The 23,588-nt window shown below is 38.7% G+C and carries 27 protein-coding genes; 11 read left to right on the top strand and 16 right to left on the bottom strand.

All coding sequences use genetic code 11. The annotated features are described in order from the left end of the window. Positions 1-200: 200 nt before the first annotated feature. Both A9239_RS07445 and A9239_RS07440 read left to right on the top strand, forming a co-directional pair. The gene (locus tag A9239_RS07445; protein WP_048119132.1) at positions 201-1,220 is read left to right on the top strand and encodes a hypothetical protein; all 1,020 of its coding nucleotides are present in this window, start codon (positions 201-203) and stop codon (positions 1,218-1,220) included. Between the two features lie 482 nt (positions 1,221-1,702). Further along, positions 1,703-1,969 carry a hypothetical protein gene (locus tag A9239_RS07440; protein ID WP_048119129.1) on the top strand — a complete coding sequence of 89 codons (267 nt, stop codon included), beginning with the start codon at positions 1,703-1,705 and terminating at the stop codon, positions 1,967-1,969. Positions 1,970-2,008: 39 nt separating this feature from the next. Here A9239_RS07440 and A9239_RS07435 read toward each other — a convergent pair whose 3' ends face one another. After that, positions 2,009-2,335: a phasin family protein gene (locus A9239_RS07435; protein ID WP_048119126.1), complete on the bottom strand. Its 327-nt coding sequence runs from the start codon at positions 2,333-2,335 to the stop codon at positions 2,009-2,011. Between the two features lie 557 nt (positions 2,336-2,892). Between A9239_RS07435 and A9239_RS07430 the strand changes: the two genes are divergently transcribed. Next, the gene (locus A9239_RS07430; RefSeq protein WP_048119124.1) at positions 2,893-3,192 is read left to right on the top strand and encodes an Hsp20/alpha crystallin family protein; all 300 of its coding nucleotides are present in this window, start codon (positions 2,893-2,895) and stop codon (positions 3,190-3,192) included. Between the two features lie 204 nt (positions 3,193-3,396). Continuing rightward, positions 3,397-3,945 (top strand): rubrerythrin family protein, encoded by a 549-nt coding sequence (locus A9239_RS07425; RefSeq protein ID WP_048119122.1) that lies wholly within the window; start codon positions 3,397-3,399, stop codon positions 3,943-3,945. Positions 3,946-4,142: 197 nt separating this feature from the next. Here A9239_RS07425 and A9239_RS07420 read toward each other — a convergent pair whose 3' ends face one another. From A9239_RS07420 to A9239_RS07390, 7 genes are all read right to left on the bottom strand, one after another. Next, positions 4,143-4,406, bottom strand: a complete 264-nt coding sequence (locus A9239_RS07420) for a hypothetical protein (RefSeq protein ID WP_048119120.1) — start codon at positions 4,404-4,406, stop codon at positions 4,143-4,145. 53 nt (positions 4,407-4,459) lie between these two features. Next, positions 4,460-7,327: a heavy metal translocating P-type ATPase gene (locus tag A9239_RS07415; protein ID WP_048154949.1), complete on the bottom strand. Its 2,868-nt coding sequence runs from the start codon at positions 7,325-7,327 to the stop codon at positions 4,460-4,462. 42 nt (positions 7,328-7,369) lie between these two features. Continuing rightward, positions 7,370-7,582 carry a hypothetical protein gene (locus tag A9239_RS07410; protein ID WP_048119116.1) on the bottom strand — a complete coding sequence of 71 codons (213 nt, stop codon included), beginning with the start codon at positions 7,580-7,582 and terminating at the stop codon, positions 7,370-7,372. Positions 7,583-7,877: 295 nt separating this feature from the next. Further along, on the bottom strand, positions 7,878-8,084 hold the full coding sequence (locus tag A9239_RS07405) for a heavy-metal-associated domain-containing protein (RefSeq protein WP_048119113.1): 207 nt from the start codon (positions 8,082-8,084) through the stop codon (positions 7,878-7,880). Between the two features lie 860 nt (positions 8,085-8,944). Then, positions 8,945-9,490 carry a dTDP-4-dehydrorhamnose 3,5-epimerase family protein gene (locus A9239_RS07400; RefSeq protein ID WP_048119109.1) on the bottom strand — a complete coding sequence of 182 codons (546 nt, stop codon included), beginning with the start codon at positions 9,488-9,490 and terminating at the stop codon, positions 8,945-8,947. Next, the gene (locus tag A9239_RS07395; protein WP_048119107.1) at positions 9,481-10,125 is read right to left on the bottom strand and encodes a flavin reductase family protein; all 645 of its coding nucleotides are present in this window, start codon (positions 10,123-10,125) and stop codon (positions 9,481-9,483) included. The genes A9239_RS07400 and A9239_RS07395 overlap by 10 nt, the downstream gene beginning before the upstream one ends. Before the next feature lie 161 nt (positions 10,126-10,286). Further along, the gene (locus tag A9239_RS07390; protein ID WP_048119103.1) at positions 10,287-11,051 is read right to left on the bottom strand and encodes a P-loop NTPase; all 765 of its coding nucleotides are present in this window, start codon (positions 11,049-11,051) and stop codon (positions 10,287-10,289) included. Between the two features lie 150 nt (positions 11,052-11,201). On the opposite strand from A9239_RS07390, the gene A9239_RS07385 reads away from it, so the two are divergent. Then, entirely contained in the window at positions 11,202-11,549 is a 348-nt protein-coding gene (locus A9239_RS07385) for a helix-turn-helix domain-containing protein (protein ID WP_230629237.1), read from the top strand. Between the two features lie 141 nt (positions 11,550-11,690). On the opposite strand, the gene A9239_RS19405 is transcribed toward A9239_RS07385, so the two are convergent. From A9239_RS19405 to A9239_RS07365, 5 genes are all read right to left on the bottom strand, one after another. Further along, positions 11,691-11,843, bottom strand: coding sequence for a hypothetical protein (locus A9239_RS19405; protein ID WP_155396479.1), 153 nt, complete (start codon positions 11,841-11,843; stop codon positions 11,691-11,693). An 86-nt stretch (positions 11,844-11,929) separates the two neighbouring features. Beyond that, positions 11,930-12,178, bottom strand: coding sequence for a heavy-metal-associated domain-containing protein (locus A9239_RS07380; protein WP_080941510.1), 249 nt, complete (start codon positions 12,176-12,178; stop codon positions 11,930-11,932). A gap of 150 nt (positions 12,179-12,328) precedes the next feature. Continuing rightward, entirely contained in the window at positions 12,329-12,535 is a 207-nt protein-coding gene (locus A9239_RS07375) for a heavy-metal-associated domain-containing protein (RefSeq protein WP_048119098.1), read from the bottom strand. A gap of 357 nt (positions 12,536-12,892) precedes the next feature. Next, positions 12,893-13,132 (bottom strand): SHOCT domain-containing protein, encoded by a 240-nt coding sequence (locus A9239_RS07370; protein ID WP_048154952.1) that lies wholly within the window; start codon positions 13,130-13,132, stop codon positions 12,893-12,895. A gap of 110 nt (positions 13,133-13,242) precedes the next feature. After that, positions 13,243-13,980, bottom strand: a complete 738-nt coding sequence (locus A9239_RS07365; RefSeq protein WP_141706402.1) for a tol-pal system YbgF family protein — start codon at positions 13,978-13,980, stop codon at positions 13,243-13,245. Positions 13,981-14,616: 636 nt separating this feature from the next. On the opposite strand from A9239_RS07365, the gene A9239_RS07360 reads away from it, so the two are divergent. Continuing rightward, complete coding sequence (locus A9239_RS07360; protein WP_048154955.1) at positions 14,617-15,348, top strand: sulfite exporter TauE/SafE family protein; 732 nt, start codon at positions 14,617-14,619, stop codon at positions 15,346-15,348. Between the two features lie 164 nt (positions 15,349-15,512). On the opposite strand, the gene A9239_RS07355 is transcribed toward A9239_RS07360, so the two are convergent. The 3 genes from A9239_RS07355 to A9239_RS07345 form a co-directional block, all read right to left on the bottom strand. Continuing rightward, the gene (locus A9239_RS07355; RefSeq protein WP_048154958.1) at positions 15,513-17,168 is read right to left on the bottom strand and encodes an AarF/ABC1/UbiB kinase family protein; all 1,656 of its coding nucleotides are present in this window, start codon (positions 17,166-17,168) and stop codon (positions 15,513-15,515) included. Positions 17,169-17,303: 135 nt separating this feature from the next. Next, entirely contained in the window at positions 17,304-17,903 is a 600-nt protein-coding gene (locus A9239_RS07350; protein ID WP_048154963.1) for a class I SAM-dependent methyltransferase, read from the bottom strand. A 187-nt stretch (positions 17,904-18,090) separates the two neighbouring features. Further along, positions 18,091-18,327, bottom strand: a complete 237-nt coding sequence (locus tag A9239_RS07345) for a hypothetical protein (protein WP_048154966.1) — start codon at positions 18,325-18,327, stop codon at positions 18,091-18,093. A gap of 384 nt (positions 18,328-18,711) precedes the next feature. On the opposite strand from A9239_RS07345, the gene A9239_RS19400 reads away from it, so the two are divergent. From A9239_RS19400 to gatD, 5 genes are all read left to right on the top strand, one after another. Continuing rightward, positions 18,712-18,855 (top strand): hypothetical protein, encoded by a 144-nt coding sequence (locus A9239_RS19400; RefSeq protein ID WP_155400458.1) that lies wholly within the window; start codon positions 18,712-18,714, stop codon positions 18,853-18,855. Beyond that, a complete protein-coding gene (locus tag A9239_RS07340) occupies positions 18,830-19,300 on the top strand; it encodes a reprolysin family propeptide-containing metallopeptidase (RefSeq protein WP_048154969.1) in 471 nt (156 codons plus the stop codon). The genes A9239_RS19400 and A9239_RS07340 overlap by 26 nt, the downstream gene beginning before the upstream one ends. Positions 19,301-19,333: 33 nt before the next feature. Beyond that, entirely contained in the window at positions 19,334-19,759 is a 426-nt protein-coding gene (locus A9239_RS07335; RefSeq protein WP_048119082.1) for a hypothetical protein, read from the top strand. Between the two features lie 481 nt (positions 19,760-20,240). After that, positions 20,241-21,725: an argininosuccinate lyase gene (gene argH, locus A9239_RS07330; protein ID WP_048119080.1), complete on the top strand. Its 1,485-nt coding sequence runs from the start codon at positions 20,241-20,243 to the stop codon at positions 21,723-21,725. Between the two features lie 284 nt (positions 21,726-22,009). Further along, positions 22,010-23,284 carry a Glu-tRNA(Gln) amidotransferase subunit GatD gene (gene gatD, locus A9239_RS07325; RefSeq protein ID WP_048119078.1) on the top strand — a complete coding sequence of 425 codons (1,275 nt, stop codon included), beginning with the start codon at positions 22,010-22,012 and terminating at the stop codon, positions 23,282-23,284. Positions 23,285-23,588 lie beyond the last annotated feature (304 nt).

The raw sequence follows: 23,588 nt of genomic DNA, 5'->3' as shown, positions 1-23,588 counted from the left end.
GAATATCCTGGTTTGAAAGTGCTATGAAAATTAGAAGAGTGGCAGTGACAGAATACTTAAGGAATCCCCAATACACGTTAAATTAATTCAAATATTTGAAAGTTTGGAAAAAACAATATGCTAGGAGCCAACTGCGTAACTCCTATTATATTTACTTGATCATTCTAACGTTATACTAAGTTATAAAGGGAGGCAGTCAGATGAAAAAGTCAAGAATTGTTCAAGATCTGGCTTGTTTTACGATTATATTAACCTTGCTCAGTTTACTGCCAGGAGGCTCCCTCGCTGCCAGAAACTCTTCTGATCATGGAGACGGCAATCAGAACCAGTATATTGGAGATACCCTCGTTTCATACAATGAAACTGACAATGTGAATGAGAAAAACAGTTCTGAATCCGATGTGAAACAAGAACAGAAGAATCTCAGCATAAAAAACCAAAATAATGTTTCAGATTACAAGCAGGAAAGAAAACAATTAGAGGAAGAACTTCAGCTTCATAAGCAAGAGTACAATGAAGCAAAAGAAGATTTTCTCAAAATAAAGGATCGTATTCGGTCAAAAGAACTTGACCCGAACTCCGAAGAAGCTCTAAATGCCACAAAGTTCTATCTTAATGCAAGTATTAACTATATGATATCTCACCTTTCAATTGTAGAGAGCAATATGGAATACTCAAACGGGAACAGAACTGATGAAAAAGTTCTTGCTATAGATGAAAATATAAAATTGCTTGAAGTTGAAAAGGCAAACGTTGCAAACGCATCAAGCCAGAAAGAGCTTCTGGTCGTTGTCAGGTCCGTACGCGAAGTATGGAATGATGCCGAGAAAGTCAGCCTTTCAAGCGCAGGGCAGACTGTAAGCGAGAAAATCGGAGAATTTCTTGAAAAATCCGAAAATCTCTCTGAAAGGCTTGGAGTAAGAGTTGAGGGTCTAAGAGAAAATGGTGTTGATACATCTGAACTTGAAATTAAACTTGCCAGTTACATTTCTTACATTAAATCCGCGCAGGAAAAGAAAGTAATGGCAGATTCCTTATACAGTGGTGAGAATGTAACCCTAGTAGATATGCGAACTGCGAATAATTACCTCCGTCAGTCTCTCAATGATATCAGTAAAGCTAACAAGTTACTCAGAGAAATTTTTGGCAAGCTCAAAGATTATGAAACCGAAGAGGATAATGGAACTGAGGCTAGAAACCTAACAAAACTTAGGGATTAAGGGATAACGGAACTGAGGCTAGAAACCTAACAAAACTAGGGAAAAAAGGATAATGGAACTGAGGCTAGAAACCTAACAAAATTTAGGTAAAGCAACCTGAAAAACTCTAATCAGTACTGAAAAATATAGCAGATATAGTTAATATTTAAATATAATGCCATTAGTATTGTAAATGTAACACCGTTAATTTTAACTGTAACATAATTAATACCGAATAGAATATGTTTAATTTTAAATTTGGAATGATTAATAACCAAATATAATACCTTTAGTTATAAAGGTACTAACTTTAGTTATAGATATGATCTTTTCAGTTATAAACATATTACTTTTAGTACCATATGTAACACAATAAATAGTTAAGAGATTAAGTAGTATTCCCCCAAAAGAATTACGATTTCTAATAAAAGGGAAAAATCTAGTCAGGGGATGAGACTGGAAAATTTATTGAAAGAAAAATCACATAATTAAGGAGGTAGAAAATGGTTAAATTCGTTCACCTGCTTGTACTGTCAGCTTTAATTATCTGGCTTGCAGCATCCGGTTGTGTTGGGAACAGTACGTCTGAAATAGAGAAGACAGGAGTAAACTCAAACGCAGTCGGGGCAGGGAATGCGGTACCAACTACAGAAATGGAAATGGAACTTACGCAAGCAGATATCCAAGAGGTTGATTCCAATATGGAAGATCTCGAAGACTTGCTTAAGGAGGCAAGCCCTGAAGAAGATATAGAAATTGAAGAGTTGTGAAATAGAAAAAAAGAAGTGAAAATATGCTAAAAACCGTTTTCACTTGAAAAATATCTTTTCTTTGTTTTTGAGTATTTGAATTTCTTCTTCCAGTGTTTCTATTCTGGACTCAAGTTCATGCATATCTTTTTTAGTAAAAATGTCGGTTTTTGATATAGATTCCTGAATCTTCTCAGAGATTTTCTTCTCAAGATCAAGCTTCTGTTTTTTTCGTTCTTCAAGCATATCTTGGACAGCTTTTTTGCCTTCTTCCTTACTGATGTCCCCTTTATCAACAAGTTCCTTTACAAGATCATCTATCTTATCTTCGGTTATTGCCCAGAGGCCGGCTCCTATAAGCCCAAGTTTTCTGATGGATTCCCTCATGTATAAACACTCGCTTTTAAATTATCGATCTGGAAAAAGCTCACATGAAATAATTCTACATGAAAATAGTTAACTGATATGATCTCCAGGGATGTATTAAAAATTCCCCCTAGGAAGTAGGTAATGTATGGCTTTGTTTGAGATGTCTTGTGCGATCTACTTTCTATGACAATTTTCTATTCTGATCTGCACTATGTAATAGTTTTAGGTTTCGATCTACTTCATATGAAAGTTTTCTGTTCTTACATTATTTGTCTGTGTTTTATATAAATGTTTTCTGAGTATAGTTATCAGGCTTCTGACTTTATGTGATCTGGGCTCGAGTTCTCTTCAGATTAATATTTTTAAAATGACCGGGTTATCATTAAGGAAACTATGTATCAGGAAACTATGTATCGAGGTTTTTTCTTAATTTATTTACACTTGTATCCAGTCAAAACACCGAAAACAGGCACGATCAAACGCCGTTGCTTCTGTGTGTTTAACGTTAACAAATTACTTAGCCAAATGAAAATATATAAATATATTAATTGATAATGTCGTTTGGGGGTAATTCTATGGCAGAAACTTTAAAAGTCTCACCAAGTATATGCGCATATCCTGACGACAAATACGAAAACCTTGAAATTGAAGTAGTTCTTCCTGGAGTGGATAAAAAAGACATTTCTTTTAAGATTACCGAGGACGGCTTTTACGTAAGAGCCAATAAGGAAGGGGTTGAGTATGCGGACAGTTACGCAGTCTGTTGCCCGATAGTCCCGGAAAAAGCAGTAGCCAAGTATTCAAATGGTGTACTTAAAGTTACAGTACCTTATCAGCAGCCATTTGAGAACGCGGTGGATGTAAAAATCGAGTAAGGCAAGAGCCTATCCCAAAACCTTGACTTTGGAATAATCACTCTAATTTCTAACGTGAAAATAGTATAGATTTGGGAATAAAATTGGTTTTGGGATGAGCTCCAATTTAAACTCGCACTTACTATATATTTTTATAATTGATTTTTTTCAACTGCGTAAGCCCAGAAATATAATGTTCAGTTTCATAAAAAAAGAGGTTTTTAAATGGAAAAAATGACAGAACAGAATCTTATCAACGCATTCGGAGGAGAAAGCCAGGCACATATGAGATATTTACATTTCGGAAACCAGGCTGAAAAAGAAAAATACTATAATGTAGCCCGCTTATTTCGCGCAATTGCTCATGCAGAATATGTACATGCAGGAGACCATTACCGTGAGTTAAGACATCTCAATGGAGGATTTGTTGCAAATAGCATGGCAACTTTTGGTCCTGGCGATTCCTTAAAGAATCTTAAGCTGGCCATTGATGGCGAAACATACGAGATTGAAGAAATGTATCCTGCATACATTGAAGTTGCAAAATCCCAGGGAGAAAAAAGAGCACAAAGAAGCTTTGAATGGTCATATGCCAGTGAAAAAATGCATAAACAACTTTTTGAAAGGGCATTAGACTCGGTTAACTCAGGAAAAGATATTGATCTCGGTCCTGTCCAGGTTTGCGAAGTATGCGGATATACCTTTGAAGGAGAAGCACCCGACAGATGTCCTATTTGTGGTGCTCCAATGAACAAATTTACTGCATTTAAATGAATAATTATTCTGACACCTTCCCTTATCTACAAACAGGCAAATTTCTATCCTTTAGGTCCAGACTATTTCCTATAAGCTAAATCTGGGCTAATTTTTTTACTAAAAATCCCTCTTTCATTAGTAAAAAATTTGTGAGAATGACTCTCTTTACAAGCCAGTTTCACGAACATTCCCCAAGCCCTCACTACCAGAAGAAATCACTCTGGAATTTTATTGTTTTTCTCCTTGCTTTCAAACCAGTCTGCAATTCTGGGCCAGAGAGACAGTGAAATTATCATGGAGATCACAAAAACAAAAATTGAGCCTGCAGCCATGTCTACATGGGTGTAGGCAATTTCTCCTCTTGAGATATTGGTCAAAAGAGCCCCGGAAAGGAAAATAATATCAAGCACTATCGAAGTGGCAAGACTTAGCAGAAGTACTACTTTTGGCCTGTTATCTGCAGAACCGAATGTTACCATATAAATCTCCTCTATTAAATTCTCTACTGTTAATTTTACGCTATTTGCCCCGTTTATTTAAGCTTGCTTCTTTTCATTAACAGGGAATTGGTGGTCACTGAAACCGAACTTAGAGCCATGAAAGCAGCAGCAAGTGCGGGTGTAATTAGGACCCTACCAAAGAAGGGATAAAGAATTCCAGCTGCGATGGGAATACCGATCGAATTATACCCGAAAGCCCATAGCAGGTTCTGCTTGATCTTGTTTATGGTAAGCCGGCTCAGCTTAATAGCTACGACCACATCTCTTGGATCATTTTTGATAAGCACAATTTTTGCGGATTCCATTGCTACATCCGTACCTGCTCCCATTGCAATTCCAACATCGGACTGAATCAACGCAGGAGCATCATTAATGCCGTCACCCACCATTCCGACAAGCTTGCCCTCTTCCTGAAGCTTCTTAATTTCATTTGCTTTGTCTTCGGGAAGTACCTCTGCCAGCACTCTTGAAATACCTACCTCTTTTGCTATTGCATTGGCTGTAACAACATTGTCGCCTGTGATCATAACTACTTCTAGACCCATTTTGTTAAGAGTTTCAATAGCCTCCCTGGAGTTTTCCTTCAGGGTATCAGCAACTGCAACAAGGCCAATAATTTCGTCCCCGAAAGCTACGAGCATTGCAGTTTTTCCGCTCTCTTCAAAAGCTCGCATTTCAGCTTCTAATTCTTTAAAGGAAAATCCTTCTTCTTCCATAAGTTTGCGAGTGCCGAGCAAAATTCTTTTTTCTTCAAAGTAGGTTTCCACTCCTTTTCCGGGAATTGAATGAAAGCTTTCTGCTTTTCCTGGACTGATCCCCTGTTCTTCAGCCCCTTTTACTATAGCTTCCCCAAGGGGATGCTCGGAACCTCTCTCAGCCGTTGCTGCAATAAAAAGTACGTCCTTTTTCTCGTGACCGGGAACGGAAACCAAATCTGTCAGCCTCGGAGTACCTGCCGTAAGTGTGCCTGTTTTGTCAAAAACGATAGCATCAAGTTTATGCGCTCTTTCGAGAGCCTCTCCACCTTTTATAAGAACCCCGTTTTCCGCACCTCTGCCGGTACCGACCATAATAGCGGCAGGCGTTGCAAGCCCGACTGCACATGGGCACGAGATTACAAGGACAGTAATGGCTATAAGCAGGGAAAATAGAAATGGGCTGATTCCACCCAGAGTTGCGGATTCCCCTACTCCATAGCGCCAGTACCCTATGAAGAACCAGAAGAAAAAAGCTAGAAGTGCAATAATGTGCACGGTTACTATGAAGTTTCCGGCAACAACATCTGCAACTCTCTGGATAGGAGCTTTTGTAGTTTGCGCAGTCTCAACAAGCCTGATTATCTGGGCAAGGGCAGTATCAGCCCCTACTTTTGTAGCTCGAAAATTGAAAGATCCTGTCTTGTTAAGAGTAGCTCCTATAACAGTATCACCAGTGACTTTCTCCACTGGGATGCTTTCTCCTGTTAGCATGGACTCATCTACTGCAGAACTTCCCTCAACTATAATTCCATCAACAGGGATTTTTTCTCCGGGCCGTACGACAACAATGTCTCCAACTGCTACATCTTCGATAGGGACTTCCTTTTCAATACCGTTTACAAGGATTCTGGAAGTTTTTGCCCTGAGGCCCATCAGTTTTCTAATTGCTTCAGAGGTCTGACCCCTTGCCCTTGCTTCAAGATACCTGCCAAGGACAATGAAAATGATTAGAAAAGCTACGGTATCATAATATAGACTATTATACCCGGGGCCAAGATCAAGAAATGTTGCTGCTACACTGATAAGATAAGCTGATCCTGTCCCCGCTGCAATCAGCAGGTTCATGTCAGTTACGCCGTACTTAAATCCTTTGAAAGTCCCGACAAAAAATTGTCTGCCAGGGAAAAGGAGGACAAGAGTAGATAGTATAAAAAGAACGATAGGGTTGGAAAGGAAATCAGGTACAAAGGACAGGAAAGGAAACATCATGCTCATGTTTCCCAGCCCTATTGGAATTCCCAGAACAAGAGCAATTATCAGGTTATTTCTCTGCTTCCTGATTTCAGCGTCTCTGGATATCTGCTCTCTGTCTTCATACTCAACAGCCTCGGTTTTAACAAATGCTCCATAGCCAATTCCCTGAACTGCGGCAATTATTTCTCTGACAGAGACACGGGAGGAATCAAACTCTACAATTGCCTTTTCAAGCGGGAAATTCACAGATGCTGAAATCACGCCTTCAGTTCTATTAAGGACTTTCTCGATATTTGCAGCACAGGAGGCACAGCTCATGCCCTCAAGATTCAGAGTCACTGTGTCTTTTTCTACCTTATATCCAATAGATTCGATGGTTTCCCCAATTTCTTTTGGAGAGATTAGTGAGGGATCAAAACTAACATTTGCCTTTCCAAGTTCAAGGTTGACAACTACTGAGTCTACGCCTGCTTTTTTCTTCAGTACTCTCTCAATATTTGAGGCACAGGCTGAACAGGTCATACCGGAAACCCCTAGTGTAATTTCTTTTCGACCGGTTTTCAGGCCTGAGGTTTGAGGTTCCTCTTCTACCAGTTCACAGGTTTCGGTCAGGGGACAGGTTTGAGGAGCCTCTTTAGGTTCCTCTGATTCCTCTAAAGCCGGTTCCGCAGTTTTTGAAGTCTCTCCTTTGGTCTCTGTTGTGTAGGGAACCTCTGTCCCAGCCTCTTCCTGAGCTTCACTTTCATGTTCTGTTGGATATCCTGCCTTCCGAATAGCTGCCTTTATGTCATCCAGGCTTATTTTTTCAGGATCAAAGCTAACCGTTGCACTTTCGGATTCAAGGTTTACGTCAACGGATTCTACCCCTTCAAGAGAAGAAATTGCATCTGCTACTCTTTTTTGGCAGTGACCACATGTCATGTCGTAAACATTTATAGTAACTTCCATAGGATCTGCCGCCTATCCAGATTTTTCAGGACTGCCCGGCGTTTAAAAGATTCTTCCGAGCTTTTCTACAGTTTTATATTTAGTTTTAAGCAAAGTAATTTGTATGAAATACGCATCAGTTATCCGGCTGTCATAGGCTACACTTATAGTTCTTTCAGAAATATTGGCATATTTACTCTGAAAATCCCTAGAGGTATCCTGCCTTGCGATCTTATCCTTGGAGCCTATCCCAAAAGCCATTTCGTTCTTAATCATCAAGAATTTTCAGGACTGTTTTCATGATCAGAAACTTGATTGATTGTTCGGAATACAGGATTCAGAGAAGCAATTTTGAGTTTTGGGATCAGCTCTGTAGTAACTGCATGAAGGTTTAGTCTAGTATAAATGCAGTCTTTCCTGTACGTTTACCCCCAAAGCACAATTACGTTTTTCAAACAGGTGCTTCACATATATGTAAAAGCTTGTACCTTTTAGTATAACTTTTTGGTATAATAACCTTTGAGACCGGTAAGAGATATTACTGAGATATTACTTACGCAAGAATATCACATTAGATAGGTTCATATCCGGCTTCCCTGACCGCATCTTTGACCTTTTCGAGGTTTTCCTTCCCTTCTTCAAAATCAACAGTTACCTGTTTGGTCTGAAGGTTTACGTCCGCCTTCTGTACACCTTCTACAGCTTCGACTGCTTTTTTAACTCTCATTTGACAGTGCATACAGGACATGCCTTCAACTTTTATGGTTTCTTGAGTCATGGTTTCAATCTCCAATTATAAATTTAAAATGTTATTATCTAAAATCAAGCTGTTAAACTTAGAGCTTCCAAGTATTAAATTCATATGTATAATTATGCAAAGATTATACAAATCACAATACTCAAGCCGTATCATTATGGTTTCAATATTGATCCTTTGGTCAGTGTGCTTAAATTTAAGCGCATAATTGGATATTTTAGCTATTAGCTATTTTAGCTATTAGCTATTTTAGCTATTAATAAATCAATGTACCTGAGAACATTGTTTTTTCAGTTAAACTGTGCAGTACTGGCTGAGAAAACAATAATTGAGATTACAATAATATTAGACTCTCATTAGACTCTCAGCAGTTAAAAACACGAGTTTAGATTACAACATTATCTGTGCTTGATTTTACACCTTAAGTACATAAGTTCTGGTTGTTTAAAAGGTAAAAATTTTTGTCTTTGTAGAAAGCCTACTTGAACCAACTCCCCTGGAGTCGAAAACAAACAAAAATACATCATACTATTTGGCATGAAATTACGGAACAAAACTGGCTTCCAATGTTCCTTTTGAGTTCCTGCTCCTTACCAAATTTAAGCCTTTTATGGCAATTCACTGATGTTTAGCGATGGTTCGAAAAGCCATAGTTAGGACAACTTTACTACCGGGGTAATGATGAGATCAATAGTCAAAAAGGGTAAAGTAGAGTACTTTCATTTGTTTGTGCCTGTTATTTGAATAATTTAGTGTGCGTTTAGCTCAAGTTGATGAAATAGCATGTGTGTTTAGTTCAAGTTAATTAATAATTAGTATAGAGGAACACTTACAAAGTCAAAAATTCAGATTAACACAGGCTGTTTCCTGAGTTTTCTACTTCACTCCATTCTGCAGTTCCAGTCATAGGGAATGATATCATTGTCAATAGGATTTACTCGTCTTTCATCCACGTCTTCGGGATTGTAAAATAGGGAAGGCATCCCTATAACCACAGATATATCATTTCCTACGTTTTTTGTACCATGGAATATTCCCGGGGGGATGTAAATAGTACGGGGATATTTTTCGCCCATAAAAATTTCATTAAGAACTTTGTAAGTGGGAGAATCTGCCCTATAATCGTATAATGCAACTTTTACCATTCCAGTAGCACAAAACAGATGGTCTTCTTGTTTTGAATGGAGATGCCAACCTTTGATCATTCCAGGATATGAATATGATGCAATTATCTGCTTGATATTTTGTGCTTTCAGATCTTCATCGTCTAAACGTATGACCTCGGTTAATAAACCTCTTTCATCGCTGAACAATTTCATATCCCTTATAAAAACTCCTTCAATAAGTTTTTCACCGTAAAATCCTGGAATTTTTTGAACTCGTGGCTTTTCGAGTTCATTAAAATCTTCTATACTCATTACTTGCATTCTTGACCCTCTTCTTTTTTATATATCCTTTCGAGAGGATCTTTACCGTTCTTGAACATAGCTCCATAAGGCTCAAATTTACCGATATCGTTGACAGTACAGAAATGCATACCATCGTCTGACCCTGTCATCATTAATGGTTTAGCTTTTTCTACGTCCCAGGAGCCATTTTCTTTGTTGTAGGCACTATCTTTCATCTCAAGATACACTACTTTTCCAATAATCAATGCGTAAGGAAAGCCATTGTATACTTCATCAATTATGTGGTCCAGTTTGCATTCCATCCATGCATAGCATCCTTCAATTCCTGGAGCCTTGATCTTTTTTGAAGGTTTTTCCTTTAGACCGGCTAATTCGAATTCATCAACATCGGGAGGGACGTGTGAAGCCGTTGGTATCACTTTATCTGCCATATCAGTACCAGGCATGTTAATAACGAATTCCCCTGTGCTTTTTAAATTATCTAATGTATCTCTCCTTTTTGCTGAAGCTACACAAACTAAATCAAATGGGCGTAAAACAGGCATAAAGCAAGAATATGGAGCTATATTTCTAATTCCATTTTCACTGATCGTTGATATGAATGCCACTGGCAAGGGTACTATTGATTCTCTTTTGAAATTTTCCAATATCATATTACCACTACTCTATTTACAATAGGACTTACACACTTGAATTACAAAATCAAGCACTTTAGGCGTTGTGACTTGTTTAGTGGTTTAGACAGTTGAAGATTTGATGCTATTGATTTCCCAGTTCAACCGCGTAAGTCCCGTACAATTCTCTTATTTCGATCTCAAGAATGAATTCCTGAGATTATAAAATCAGCAACTGACTCAATTTCTGGAAGTTCCACTTTTAGCTCGTCTCCTTCAAACCCTGCTATAAATACCTCCGAGTTTGAGGGAACTGAAGTCAGAATACGATTTTTATCCACTGTTTCCATCATTAACTGAGTCCCTATTTTGTCTGCACGGTTAAGAATAAAATATAGAGGTTTCCCGGCTTTCTCGGCAAGTTCATTTATTTTTTCAGAAAGCCTTATGGATTCATAAGATGGATCAAGCACCATTAACACAAGGTCACAGCCTTCTTCAACTCCTCTTCCAAAATGTTCAATACCAGCTTCAGTATCTACAAATACAACATCTTCAGGAGTAGTTTCTGTGTTTATCAGAAAATTCTTTGCAAGAGCACCCATCGGACAGGCACATCCTTCTCCAAAATCATGGATCTTGCCTATGGTTATCATTTTAATGTTATCTTTTTCTACAGTATAATCTTCAGGAATATCAGAAATTTGCCATTTATTCTCAAAAATACTGGCAGTGTCTCCCGTCTGATACGCCTGCATTAGTTTTTCCCCAAGAGTTTTTTTCCCTCCAAGATAATTCATGAAATCTTCGGGCATTTCAAGGCCTAGCTGTTTATGAAGCCCGAAATTTGACTCATCACTGTCAACAACGAGTACATTGTAACCTTTTTTAGCCATAGATTTTGCAAGCAGAGCAGTAATGGTACTCTTACCGCTCCCACCTTTTCCACATATAAGAACTTTCATCTTATTACCTCTGTTTAAGAATATTTAATATTAAAAAAAAATTAAATGGTAACATAAAATATTAATAACTAGGATACTTTTCTATAGTATTTAAACTATAAAGTTAATAGTGATAAAGTGACTATGAAAAAGAATAGTAATGGGATTTGTTTGTGCCCCATCGAGGGGATTATCACCATAATATCCAAAAAATGGGCTATCCAGGTTATCAGTGCCCTTGGGCATCACAGTAGATTACGATTCAATGATCTCATGAACACTCTTAAGGGTATCAGCCCAAAGTCACTCACCGATCTGTTAAAAGAACTCCAAAAAGAAGGCCTGATCCAACGAGAAGCATTTCCCGAGATACCTCCGAGGGTTGAATACTTTTTGACAGACGATGGAAAAGAGCTTTGTGAAGTAATAATTCCTTTAATACAATGGGCAGAAAAACGGGATAATCTACATCAGGAAATCAATTCCACCTGCAAAAGCACAGTTTTTCCCTCAAAATGACTGGTGTGTATGAAAGAAAACGTAACTATTTGATAATATGGGTAATATCTTTCAGAACTGTACTTTTTAAATTTAAAATCCCTTCAAAACTCAATTTGTTTAAAAATACCTTTAGAAGTCCAGTTCGAACTTAAGCAGTTTTCATTTCACAATAATAAAAATAGCACCTGCTATGCTGTTCTGAATAGCACTAGCTATCCATTTCTGGCAATGAACGCAGGTCATGCTGTAGACTCTAATACTCCCTTCCATTGGATTTGCCACTATCCAGATATCGGACCTGGCACTATTCAAATCAGATTTACCACTATCCAGATATTGGATCTGTCAATATTCAGATCGGATCTGTCAATATTCAGATTTTCAAGATTGCCCTGCGCTTAAAAGAGTCTTCCGGGCTCTTCTACGATTTTATAGCCAGCTTTAAGTAAAGTCATCTGTATAACGTACGCATCAGTTATCCGGCTATCATAAGCTACATTTACGGTTCTTTCAGGAATATTGATATTTACTCTGGAAACCCCGTTGATAGAAGCAACGAGTTTTGTGACCATATCCTTGCAGTACCTGCATACCAGATCATCTACTATGAATGTTGTCTCCCCGATGTGTTCACCCCCGCAGCACAATTGTATTTTTCAAACAGACGCTTCACCCACATGTAAAATTTGTACCTTTTATGATATATTCTTTGAAACCAGTACTAGATAGTATTTGCATTTGTACCTTTTATATATATTCTTTGAAACCAGTACCAGAGATTATTATGTGAGACTACATTAAATAGGCTCATACCCGTTTTCACGAATTGCAGCCTTGACCTTTTCGAGGTTTTTCTTCCCTTCTTCAAAATCAACAGTTACCTGTTTGGTCTGAAGGTTTACATCCGCCCTCTGTACCCCTTCTACAGCTTCAACAGCCTTTTTAACCCTCAACTGGCAGTGCATACAGGTCATGCCTTCAACTTTTATGGTTTCTTGGGTCATGATTTCAATCTCCGCCTAACTTTACCTGATAATCCAACATATTAAATTAATGTAATAATTTTCTGGAATATTGTAGGATTGAATAATAATATGTCCTATTTGCCACAAATTCTTTACGCAAATTCAGGTTAATGAAGCTGAGTTTATCGCTACATTAGATAATTCCACTGAAAAGGTTTCATCAAGCCATCTTAAGAAGAATTATGGCTATGATACTGATAGACGTTTTCGCTCAAGCCTTTTTTAAAAAGGCTTGCGATTCACCACATTCCTTGTTTGATATTTAGTCCCTATGGATATCTTTAATAAAAATGAAAATAAGTTGGAAGAGGTTCCTGCCCAGCAGGTTGAAGGCTTTCACATCAAACGTTTTTTCATTTCTTCAAATTCTTCTTCAGTAATTTCACCTTTCGCATATCTCTCCTTTGCAATATCCAGTGCAGACTTCTCTTCACCTCCTTTAGTTTTATTTTGCTCAACAAACCATCTAATTAGAAAATAAGCTAGCACAATTATGAGAATCCAGAAAAGGAACCCAAAAAATATACCTCCGTATCCCATCATGCTGTAACCATAATGATCCATAAATCCATCCATTGTTACCACACTCCCCGTATAACCGTCAATATCTTGTTTTTTCATTCATATGTTTACGATCAGAAACAAAAGCTTACGCTTAAATCAGTCAACTGGACTATAAATAGAAATTAGCCTGTTATGTTTGTCTCGCCCAGATAAGGTCCGTGCCAGGTATGCACCCAGATCTGACCACTGTAGGCATTTACGCTCAACATCCCTTCAATATCTTGTCTTCCAAAATCAAAAGTGTAATAACCGGGCATTTCGTTAGATTCCAGGACCTGCGCTCCCGGCAGGTAGCCTGTTAAGAAATCTCCTGCCAGCTTTTTAGCCTCATTTAGATCATACTCAGGCGCTCCGGTTGTTGTTCTGCCAGCCCCAAAGCGTGTGTTCCACATCATGTTTGGTCCTGGTTCAGGATAGGCTGACCCTGAATAGCGGTCCACCAGCATTTCAGCTATATCCTGACTGCTGTTTGTGTCCTTTAAAACAGCATAATAGTTGCCGCTAAATATCATGACGTCCGCGACCTGAATATTCGAGCCATACTGGCTGGCGAAGTTTTCCAAGCTTTTCAAAGCCTCATCCTGGGTTACAGGTTTTGACTCAGGATAATATATTGCCATCATATTGCCCATCATTCCCGGTCCATAGCCATAGTTATAGCCTGAATTATTCATCATTCCCGGTCCATAGCTATAATTATAGCCTGGATTATTCATCATTCCTGGCCCCATATGCCCGGGCTGATAATCTCCCTGGCTATAGGTTGAACTGTATGTCATTGGTCTGAAAGCTAGAAAAAAAAGAAGCGCTATTAATGCCAGTACTAACAGACCAATTATGATATTTTTGCTGTCTGCCATGATCGCCTCGAATTAAATTCTGTATCGGATTAAGTTCTAATAGTTAAATCAGCAGCTAACCGGACTTTTTATTAGACTATCATAGATTTTTATCAAATTTTAGCAAGTAACTCTGATTTTTTTAGCAAGTAACTCTGATTTTACTATATTTTTGGACGAAAAAATACAATCAAACTCCGGCAATTAAATTAAAACGGGGTGCTTTGAACAATTGAATGAGCTTGTTCAATTTTTGGTGTATTCCTATGTAAACTCTCGCCAAGTTTCTGTGCTTCATTTTGAAACTATAAACCTCAGCTTTTAACCACAACGGTTAATGTCTCACCTTGCAGACAAAAAATCAACGACCACCATAATACCCCAATAATTAAAGATATGTTAATTTATTTATAATTATCATCTGATACTTTAGATAGCTTGCAACCCTCGATCTGGAGAGTGACCTGTCTTTTGGGTACAGCACTTCCCGAAGAACCCAGACCATAGCAAGGGCAGCGAGGCTTCAAGATGTCGAATGCAAGAGAAAATTGAGTCTAATTAAGTCTAATTAAGTCAAGTTACATCTAATTAAGTCTAGTTACATCTAATTGGATCTGATTATATCCGGTTGAATCCGGCTGAATACGGTAGGAGAGCATGTTTGTCTATGAAGAAATTATCTATATAGCCCTGCTTACACTGCTGGCAAGCCTGATAGGGACTATGGCCGGATTTGGAATATCCACAATCATGGTACCTATCTTGCTGATTATTCTCCCTCTGCCTCAGACTTTACTTCTGGTGGGTATAGTTCACTGGTTTAATGACATCTGGAAGATACTCTTATTTCGGAAAGGAATAAGATGGAAGCTTCTTCTTACCTTTGGGCTTCCAGGGATCTTTGCCAGTTTCCTGGGATCATCCCTATCCTTGAAAATCTCAAGGGAAATTCTTTCAAGAGCTTTAGGGATGTTCCTTATAGCCTATGTTATCTTCATCATTTTCAACCGAACTTTCAAACTGAGCCAGAAGTTATCAGTAGCAATATCCGGTGGAACCCTTACAGGATTTTTCGCAGGTATATTTGGTATAGGCGGGGAGATAAATGCCGTAGCCTTAAGCGCTTTCAACCTGAAAAAAGCTGTTTACGTTGCAACTGCTGGCGCTATAGCTTTTATGATCGACTCTACAAGGATAGCAACGTATATCCAGGGAGGTACGAGACTTGCCCCTGTCCTTGTATCAGGCTTTTTGATCTTCATACCCGTATCTTTAATTGGGGCAATGATCGGGAAAATCGGAATTGAAAAAATACCCCAGGAAAAATTCAGGAATTTTGTGGCAGTTTTCATATTTCTATTTGGTTTAAAGCTGGTGTTATTCCCTTAACTTAACGACAGCCTTTCTTCTGGTGAATGCAAATCAAGTATAATAGAAAAAGAGTCTTCTTCAGCAGTTTTCAGTCGTTAGCTGCCAAATTAAGTAATTAAGTAATTAAGTAATTAACCATTAAGACCCGAGTTTACTGAAATATTTTTGATTTTTATTTATCTTCATTTACCTCGAAATACAAGAAGAAGTGCTATCAGAACCGATCCCCCAAACCCAGTCAGTCCGACCCAGGAAAAAGTACCCCCGTTTAGAAGTATGTAAGTTGAAGCAATAAGCAGGACAGTCAGGTAGAGCTCTTTTGAAAATGTAGTTTTCCCTGTTTTCTTCTGCTTTAAGGAAAGAAACTTATCTCCCATTCCTTCCATTTTATCGGCAAGTTCTTGAATCGCGGTCCTCAACTCGGCCTTTTCATCCACGGGCTCGGTGGAAAATTCGATATGAACAGCAGCTCCTTTTGGAGCATTAAGCTTTTTATAAGCGTCCATCAGCACAGGAATAGCAATGGTTTTAATGTTGTATTTAGGGTCCAGCTCCAGACAAACGCCTTCTATAAGCAAGATCGCCCTCTGCAGGGTTGAAAATTCCCCGGGCAGCCGAATATCGTATTTCAAGCCGAGTTTTGCATAATTATCACTCTGCCTGCCTTCAAACCCGTAGTTCTGGTTTGCGATCAGGCTATCCATATCTTTCTTGAGCCTGCGGATATCCACATCCCGTGCATCCGCACCCCCTATTTTCAGGAAACCCTGAGTCGCTCCTTCCACATCCCTGTTATTGATGGCGTAATAAAACTCCAGCATGTTCTTTTTGAGCTCGTCGTCAATACTGCCTACAGCCCCGAAGTCGATAAAGGCAATGGTATCGTTTTCCTGAACCAGCATATTGCCCCCATGAGGGTCAGCATGGTAAAAACCGTCGATATAAACTTGTTTAAGATAACTTTTGGTAATAGTACGCGTATATTCCGATTTCTTGCTCTGGGGCACAGGCATATTGATTATGTCCTTAATCTGGATTCCCTGGATGAACTCCATTGTAAAGACATTAGCTGAACAGTAGTCTGGATAGATTTTGGGCACAGACACATTTTTCACGTTCTTGAAGTTGTCCTCAAAACGCCGCATGTTGACGGCTTCGGTTCTCAGGTCAACCTCGCGGGTGAGCATTTCCCGGATCTCAAGCAAGAAAGCATCAATATCAAAATTACTCCCCAGACCGAGAACCTTTCTCATAACAGGCCTAAAATCGTCCAGAATAGAAAGGTCGATGTTTATAGTGTCAATCAGGTTCGGGCGAAGAATCTTTACGGCAACCGGTTTCCCTTCCAGAACTCCTTTGTAAACCTGCGCAATCGAGCCGCTGGCAATGGGATCTGTATCAAAGCTGTCAAAAATTTTAATAAAAGCTTTTTCTCTTCTCTCCCGGGAAGCTTTAAGCTCTGCTTCCGTTTTTTTTCGTTTTCGCTCTTCAGGTGGCTCGAATTCGCAAACACAGGCAAGGTCAAGAGATTCAGCCATTTCCTCAAAGGGTATCGGTTTAACCTTGTCCTGAAGGTTTGCCATTTCTATAACATAAGGCTGCGGAACAAGATCAGGCCGCTTGCTCATTGTCTGTCCCATTTTAATAAAAGTCGGCCCGAGTTCTTCAAAGGCCTCTCTGAGTTTCACAGCCGTCTGCCTGTTTTCTATATCAAAAGTACAGGTGCACTCAGGATTTGAAATATAATTGGTGCGCAGATCCCGGTAGAGTTCAGGAATAAGGTTGTATTTTAAAAGAACCCGTGTGACCTCAAGGTAACGCTTTGTTTTCCCCAGCATCCATTTATTAATTGGTTATTATTGTTTAAGAGAGTTTCTTTAAAATCGTATTAACGAGTTTTTTGCTTTTACATTATTATCCTTTTGACAGATTAATTGCTTTTAATAATGGACATAAATTCAAACAAAAAAGCTCTATGGTTTTGCTCTGATTTTCCTGAAAACGTCCTTAAAAGCCAGTTTTTTTGCTTCCTTAATGGTGAAACCAGCTTTTTCAATATTCTTCACAGTATGCCGGGTTGCATGATCTCCAAGCAGGAAAAACAAAATCGGATTAATCAAATGTTCTATGAAGTCAACAATAGGGTAGTCACTGTGAACGTGCTCAAGAGCTATCAATTCTCCTGAAGGTTTCAGGACTCGTCTCATTTCCTTGAGAGCTTTCACAGGGTCAGGGATTGTGCAAAGAACAAAAGTTATGACCACGTAATCGAAACTATTATCAGGAAATTCAAGACGTTCGGCATCCATAGGATAAAGAGTAATGTTTTTCCTGCTTTCTGCTTTTTCCTGGGCTCTCCTGAGCATCCTTTCGCTTTTGTCGATTCCTATTACCCTACAGCCGGCCGGATAGTATTTCAGGTTTCTTCCGGTGCCCACCCCTACTTCCAGAATTTTTCCGCTCAGGCCTGAAAGGGCTTCTTTTCTCCATTCCCGGAAAAAGAAGAATTCTAGAGGCAGGTCTATCAGTTCATATATGGGTGCGATTCGGTTATACTTTGAAACAGTGGACATTAAGCAAATTTATGCGTTTCTCATGATTAGCTTTTTTGGGATATGCAAGGGAGAATTATCAATAAGAAGGGGAGATGTTCAAATATGGAAAAATAATTTGATAAATTACAAAATTTTTCACTAATTATACGAAGCGTAAAACCTAAGCGTAAAACCTTAACGACACAAAAAAGTTAATGAAATGGACTTAGAAAATATATGTTTTAATCAGGTTGTTTATCATTTCAATTACAATTTCCGGGATTATTGGCCTTTTTTCTATGTCTCCGATTATCTGGCATTTGTTGCCATCCTGCTGCATTGAGGGAGTTGTAGCGCAATTATTACCGCCTTTGTACGGCTTCCCGGTGCTCATGTCCTTTAATTCGGTAATTTTTGCAATGGGACTCTTTGTATAATAACACAAAATATAGGAAAAAATCATTTTATTCCACGGTGTTTTATTAAATATTTACTTTTATTATTATATTATATAACAATTTTATTTTTATAATTATCTGGGCGATCTTGAGGCTTTATTATTGTATATTATAATTTTGGTCAATAGCTAAAAAATCAAAAAGATGGGTAATTAATAAGCACTAAAAATAATGAAAATAGTTAATTTGAGGAGTTTTTCGATAAAGTATATAACAGCAAACATAAAACAAATTATGGAGTTCAAATGTAATGTGGAAGATCTATTTGAACTCCAGGCGCCCAGACGCAGGTTAGATAACTTTGGAGCAAATTACATTAATTTTGCGTATATTTAAGCTTACTTAAATCCTGCCTCCGGGGTAAAATCCTTAGGAGAAAATAAATAACAATGAATAAAAAAGTTAGAGTAAGTGCAATATTTGCAACATTTTTAATAGTAACTGTTGTAGTTGTACTGGCAGTAAGGACAACTACAGAGGACGACAAATCAGATATAATAAATAACATTGACTTCGACAAAAAAATTGCTTGACTTCAATGATACACTATATAATTTTGAAACTGTTACTACAAATCCTACAGCTTTTCTCGATGATGCAGCTGATGGTCAGGTTACACTTAGACTGTTAGGACAAAATTTTGATCTTAAACTTCAGAAAATGCATGCAGTAAGTGATAATACAACAATTACAGCAGCAGATGGATCTATCTCAGATGCTCCTAAATCCTATTCGTATACCGGAACAGTTGTTGGGAAAGCAAATAGTAGCGTCGTATTAACAGCAGGGGATGGCGTTCTTATCGGAGAAATAAACGTTGATAATAAAAGTTATTATATTGACCAGACTGCTAAGAAATATAACAACAAAGTTGTCCATATAGTCTATTCTTCAGATGAGATTAAGAAGGGAACTATTTTGGCATATTGTACTGTTTTTCCTGTAATTTATTTTGTTCCTCAAGTGAGGAAGTCCTAGTTATAATAGAGAGATCTTGGTTGAGGAATTAACATGTCAAGAAAAATATTAGTCATATTTGTATGCATATTCCTTTTGTTGATAAGCATTATTGTTTTAATTCCTGTTGTTAAGCAGAATATTCTTCTTGACAACAATGAAAATAATAACAACAAAGAAAGCGGTAATTATTTTTTTATACATAATTGGGGTAATAAAAGCCATGAAGTTACTGTAGAAGTACTCGACTCAAAAAATACCTCTATATTTAACGAATCATATATGTCAGCTCCTAAAAAAGAATCCATGAGAAAACAATTCCCATTTACACTGACATCAGGGACATACATTAAAGCTACATTAGACAACAATATTACAAAGACTGAAATGATCTCTAATGATGCTAGTGATCTATCAATATCTATCGATATAGAGATACAACCTGATGATCCATTGGACATAGGCATTGCGATTCCATGAATTAAATCTTATACATTAACCATCGGTTAAGGAATTTTCTTACCTGATAGTATGATGTCATAAATCGCTGAGATCCGGTGTACTTCGAAACCACGGACACTAAGTGAACTTCAGCTTTCCTTACGATTAGCTTTTTTGGGATACCGAAAGAAACCGGACAAGTAAGTAAGCCGTGATAGTTTTCAAAAATTTTTACTGAAAAAAACAAGGGCCTACCTGATACAGTTAGCCTTAAAAGAAAAATCCCCCGAAACCGATTCATATTTAAGCGTTCGAAATAATACCACGCTACAAATCTTACTTTAAATCTTGCATCAAGTATTTCATTTAAGTTTTATATTAAATCTTATAAACCTCATGTTAAATCTCATATTAGTTTCACAAATACTATTGCCACAGACATTAACAGAAATTAAATTCGTATCAACAGGAATTATACTCACACCTACTTATATCACAAAAATCAGAGAGAGGAAAACCGATGAGCAATATTTTACGCAGAGGCAGGCTGGAGGCTGCCCAGGACGAGGAAATCTTACGTTATACTTCCTCTATGGAAGCTGATAGGTGGATTTTTGATGCTGACATAGCAGTAGACCTTGCCCACACAGTAATGCTAAAAGAGCAGGGCATCATAAATAGGGAGGACTGCAGCAAAATCCTTAGTGGGCTTTTAAAAATCCGGGAGGAAGGGATGGAAAAGCTTGATTTCAGCTATGAAGACATCCATATCTCTCTTGAGTCAAGGCTCATCGATATGGTTGGGGAAGACGTTGGGGGCAGGATGCATTCTGGGCGTTCCAGAAACGATGAGGTTGCAACCTGCATCAGGCTGGTGCTCAGGGAAGAACTGACCGGGCTGCTTGAAGAAATCCATGAACTAAGGCAAACGCTTCTTACCCTTGCGGAAAAACATACTGAGACGCTCATGCCTGGTTTTACTCACATGCAACATGCCCAACCGACAACACTTGCTCATCACCTCTGCGCCCACGAAGCCGCTCTTGGCAGAGATTTTGACAGGATTCAAGATGCTTACTCGAGGGTAAACCTCTGCCCGCTTGGGGCTGCGGCTTTTGCTTCCACGGGTTTTAACCTGAACAGGAAAAGGACCCAGGAGCTTCTGGGCTTTGACGGCTTGCTTGGAAATTCAATGGATGCGGTCAGCACCAGGGACTTTCTTATTGAATGCGCTTCAGGATTTACAAACCTCATGATAAACCTGAGCCGTATGGCTGAAGAACTTGTAATGTGGTCCACTTCCGAATTCAATTTCATAGAACTGGACGACATGTACGCTTCTACTTCTTCAATCATGCCGCAGAAGAAAAATCCTGACACTGCCGAACTTATGCGCGGGAAAACAGGAGTAGCAGTGGGTGCACTAATGTCTCTGATTACGATCTGCAAAGGGCTTCCCCTGAGCTACAACCGGGACCTTCAGGAAGCAACCCCAAATATCTGGCGGTCTGTAGAAACTGTAAGGGCTTCAGTAAGGGTCATGGAAGGAATGATAAAAACTATGAAAATCCACCCTGAAGTGCTTGCTGCCCAGGCAGTTACAGGTTTTACAACCGCAACCGAACTTGCGGATACCTTTGTCCGGGAAACCGGAATTCCTTTCAGGACTGCCCACCAGATAGTCGGGATGCTCGCAAGGAAAATGGAATACCCAACTCTCAAAAAAATCGACTCTGCTGCCGAAATTGTGCTGGGTGAATCTCTTTCAAGCCGGGGGCTCACAGAGAAAATGGTAAAAGAAGCTCTTAACCCAGTTTCGAACGTAAAGAGAAGAAAAATCGCTGGTGGACCAGCTCCTGACGAAATGTTAAATTACCTCTCGAAAAGACAGACCGAGCTTGAACTTAATAGGCAGGAAATTGCAACCCTGAAAGATATTACAGACTCAGCTTTTGAAAATCTGCTTGCAACTGTTAATGAGTACACAGGAAAACTTGAGCTATAACGAAGCAAACTTCAGATTTAAGTATACTTGATGTCAATGAACTAAGTATTAATACTCAGTATTAATATTACATTGACCTCTTAAACTTAGTATTAATTTCAGTATTAATTTCAGTGTTAATTTCAGTGTTAATTTCAGTATTAATACTACTTTGACCTCTCAGTATCACGCAAAATGTATAATATTGTAAAAGTAGCTAGGTATTATACAAGAATGTCTGTATGATATCGGAGTACCTATTATCTATACAGCATTTAAAAAAGTTATCATAAAAGGGATTATTTATGGAATTTAAACAGGGCGACCGGGTACGTATTGAAAAGAACGGCACTGTCTACGAAGGCAAAGTAATGCCGTCCATGGAAGGATATATTACAATAAAGATGAACAGCGGTTACAATGCCGGTTTTTCCATGGATAAGGTAAAGATAACTCTTCTGGAAAACAATGGAAAAAACACAAATGGAGGCCGGAACGGCGGAAAAGGACCTAAAACGGCAGGAGAGGAGATCCAGAAATCTGGAAAAAAGCTTCCAAAGGTAGCTATTCTTTCCACAGGCGGAACGATTGCAAGCAAAATCGATTACAGGACAGGTGCAGTAACTTCCCAGTTCACTGCTGATGATATCCTTGCAGCTATCCCTGAACTCAGAGAGATAGCCGATTTCAAAGGAAGGGTAATCTCAAGCATTCTATCGGAAAACATGGATTCGGAGTCCTGGCAAAACCTTGCCCGTGCCATCGTAGAGGAAATCGAGGCAGGTGCCGATGGAATAATCGTAACCCATGGGACAGATACCATGATGTACACGGCTGCAGCCCTTTCCTTTATGATCGAAACGCCAGTGCCCATTGTTATTGTGGGTTCCCAGAGAAGTGCAGACCGTCCGAGCAGCGACAATGCCATGAATGCAATATGTGCGGCTCTTGTTGCTATTAGTGATATTGCTGAAGTTTCGGTTGTTATGCATGGAACAACCTCAGATGATTTCTGCGAGATCCACCGTGGAACTAAAGTCAGGAAAATGCATACTTCCCGCAGAGATGCCTTCAAGTCAATAAATTCCCGACCTATAGGAATCGTGGATTACAATACAAGGGAAATAAAAACTTTCATTGACTATATTAAACGTGGAGAAAGACCTCTCAAATTCAAACCAGGCATGGAACCAAAATGTGCCCTTGTTAAATTCACTCCGGGTTCAGGCCCTGAAATCCTTGACCATTACATTGACAGCGGGTACAGAGGACTGGTTCTTGAAGGTACCGGGCTTGGGCATGTTTCTACAAAGTGGATTCCTAAGATCCGGAAAGCAACAGATGCAAAAATGCCTGTTATAGTTACATCCCAGTGCATTAATGGCAGAATTTGCGACCGGGTCTATGATACCGGCCGTGATATGCTGAAAGCCGGTGCAATCGAAGGAGAAGATACTCTCCCCGAAATCGCCCTTGTTAAACTTATGTGGGTGCTCGGTCAGACCGATGAATTTGACGAAGCTGTCAAAATGCTCAGGGAAGATCTCAGTGGAGAAATTACAAAGTGCTGTTTTAAGTAAGAAATCAGATTTTTCTTTCTTCATTTTTCTTTCTTCACTTCTTTTTCCTGAATCTTGTTTTCTTATTTTTTGTTTTTTTCACTTGATCTGCTAGCTCTAAGCTTTGAACGTAAGATGCTTTTTCTGGCTATGAAATTTCACCCCACTTTCCGCAGATGTCTGATAAATTTCACTATTTTTCCCGACATCGTTTTTTTCAATATCTCTATCTATTATATTAAATTGTATTTCTTAGTTCATTCATTCATTCATTCATTCATTCATTCATTCATTCATTCATTCATTCATTCATTTAAACATTATA

It is taken from the genome of Methanosarcina sp. A14, assembly GCF_001729375.1.
Classification (GTDB): Archaea; Halobacteriota; Methanosarcinia; order Methanosarcinales; family Methanosarcinaceae; genus Methanosarcina; species Methanosarcina barkeri.
The sequence above is the reverse complement of the archived record's forward strand: the minus strand, read 5'-3'. Positions and strand labels throughout refer to the sequence as shown.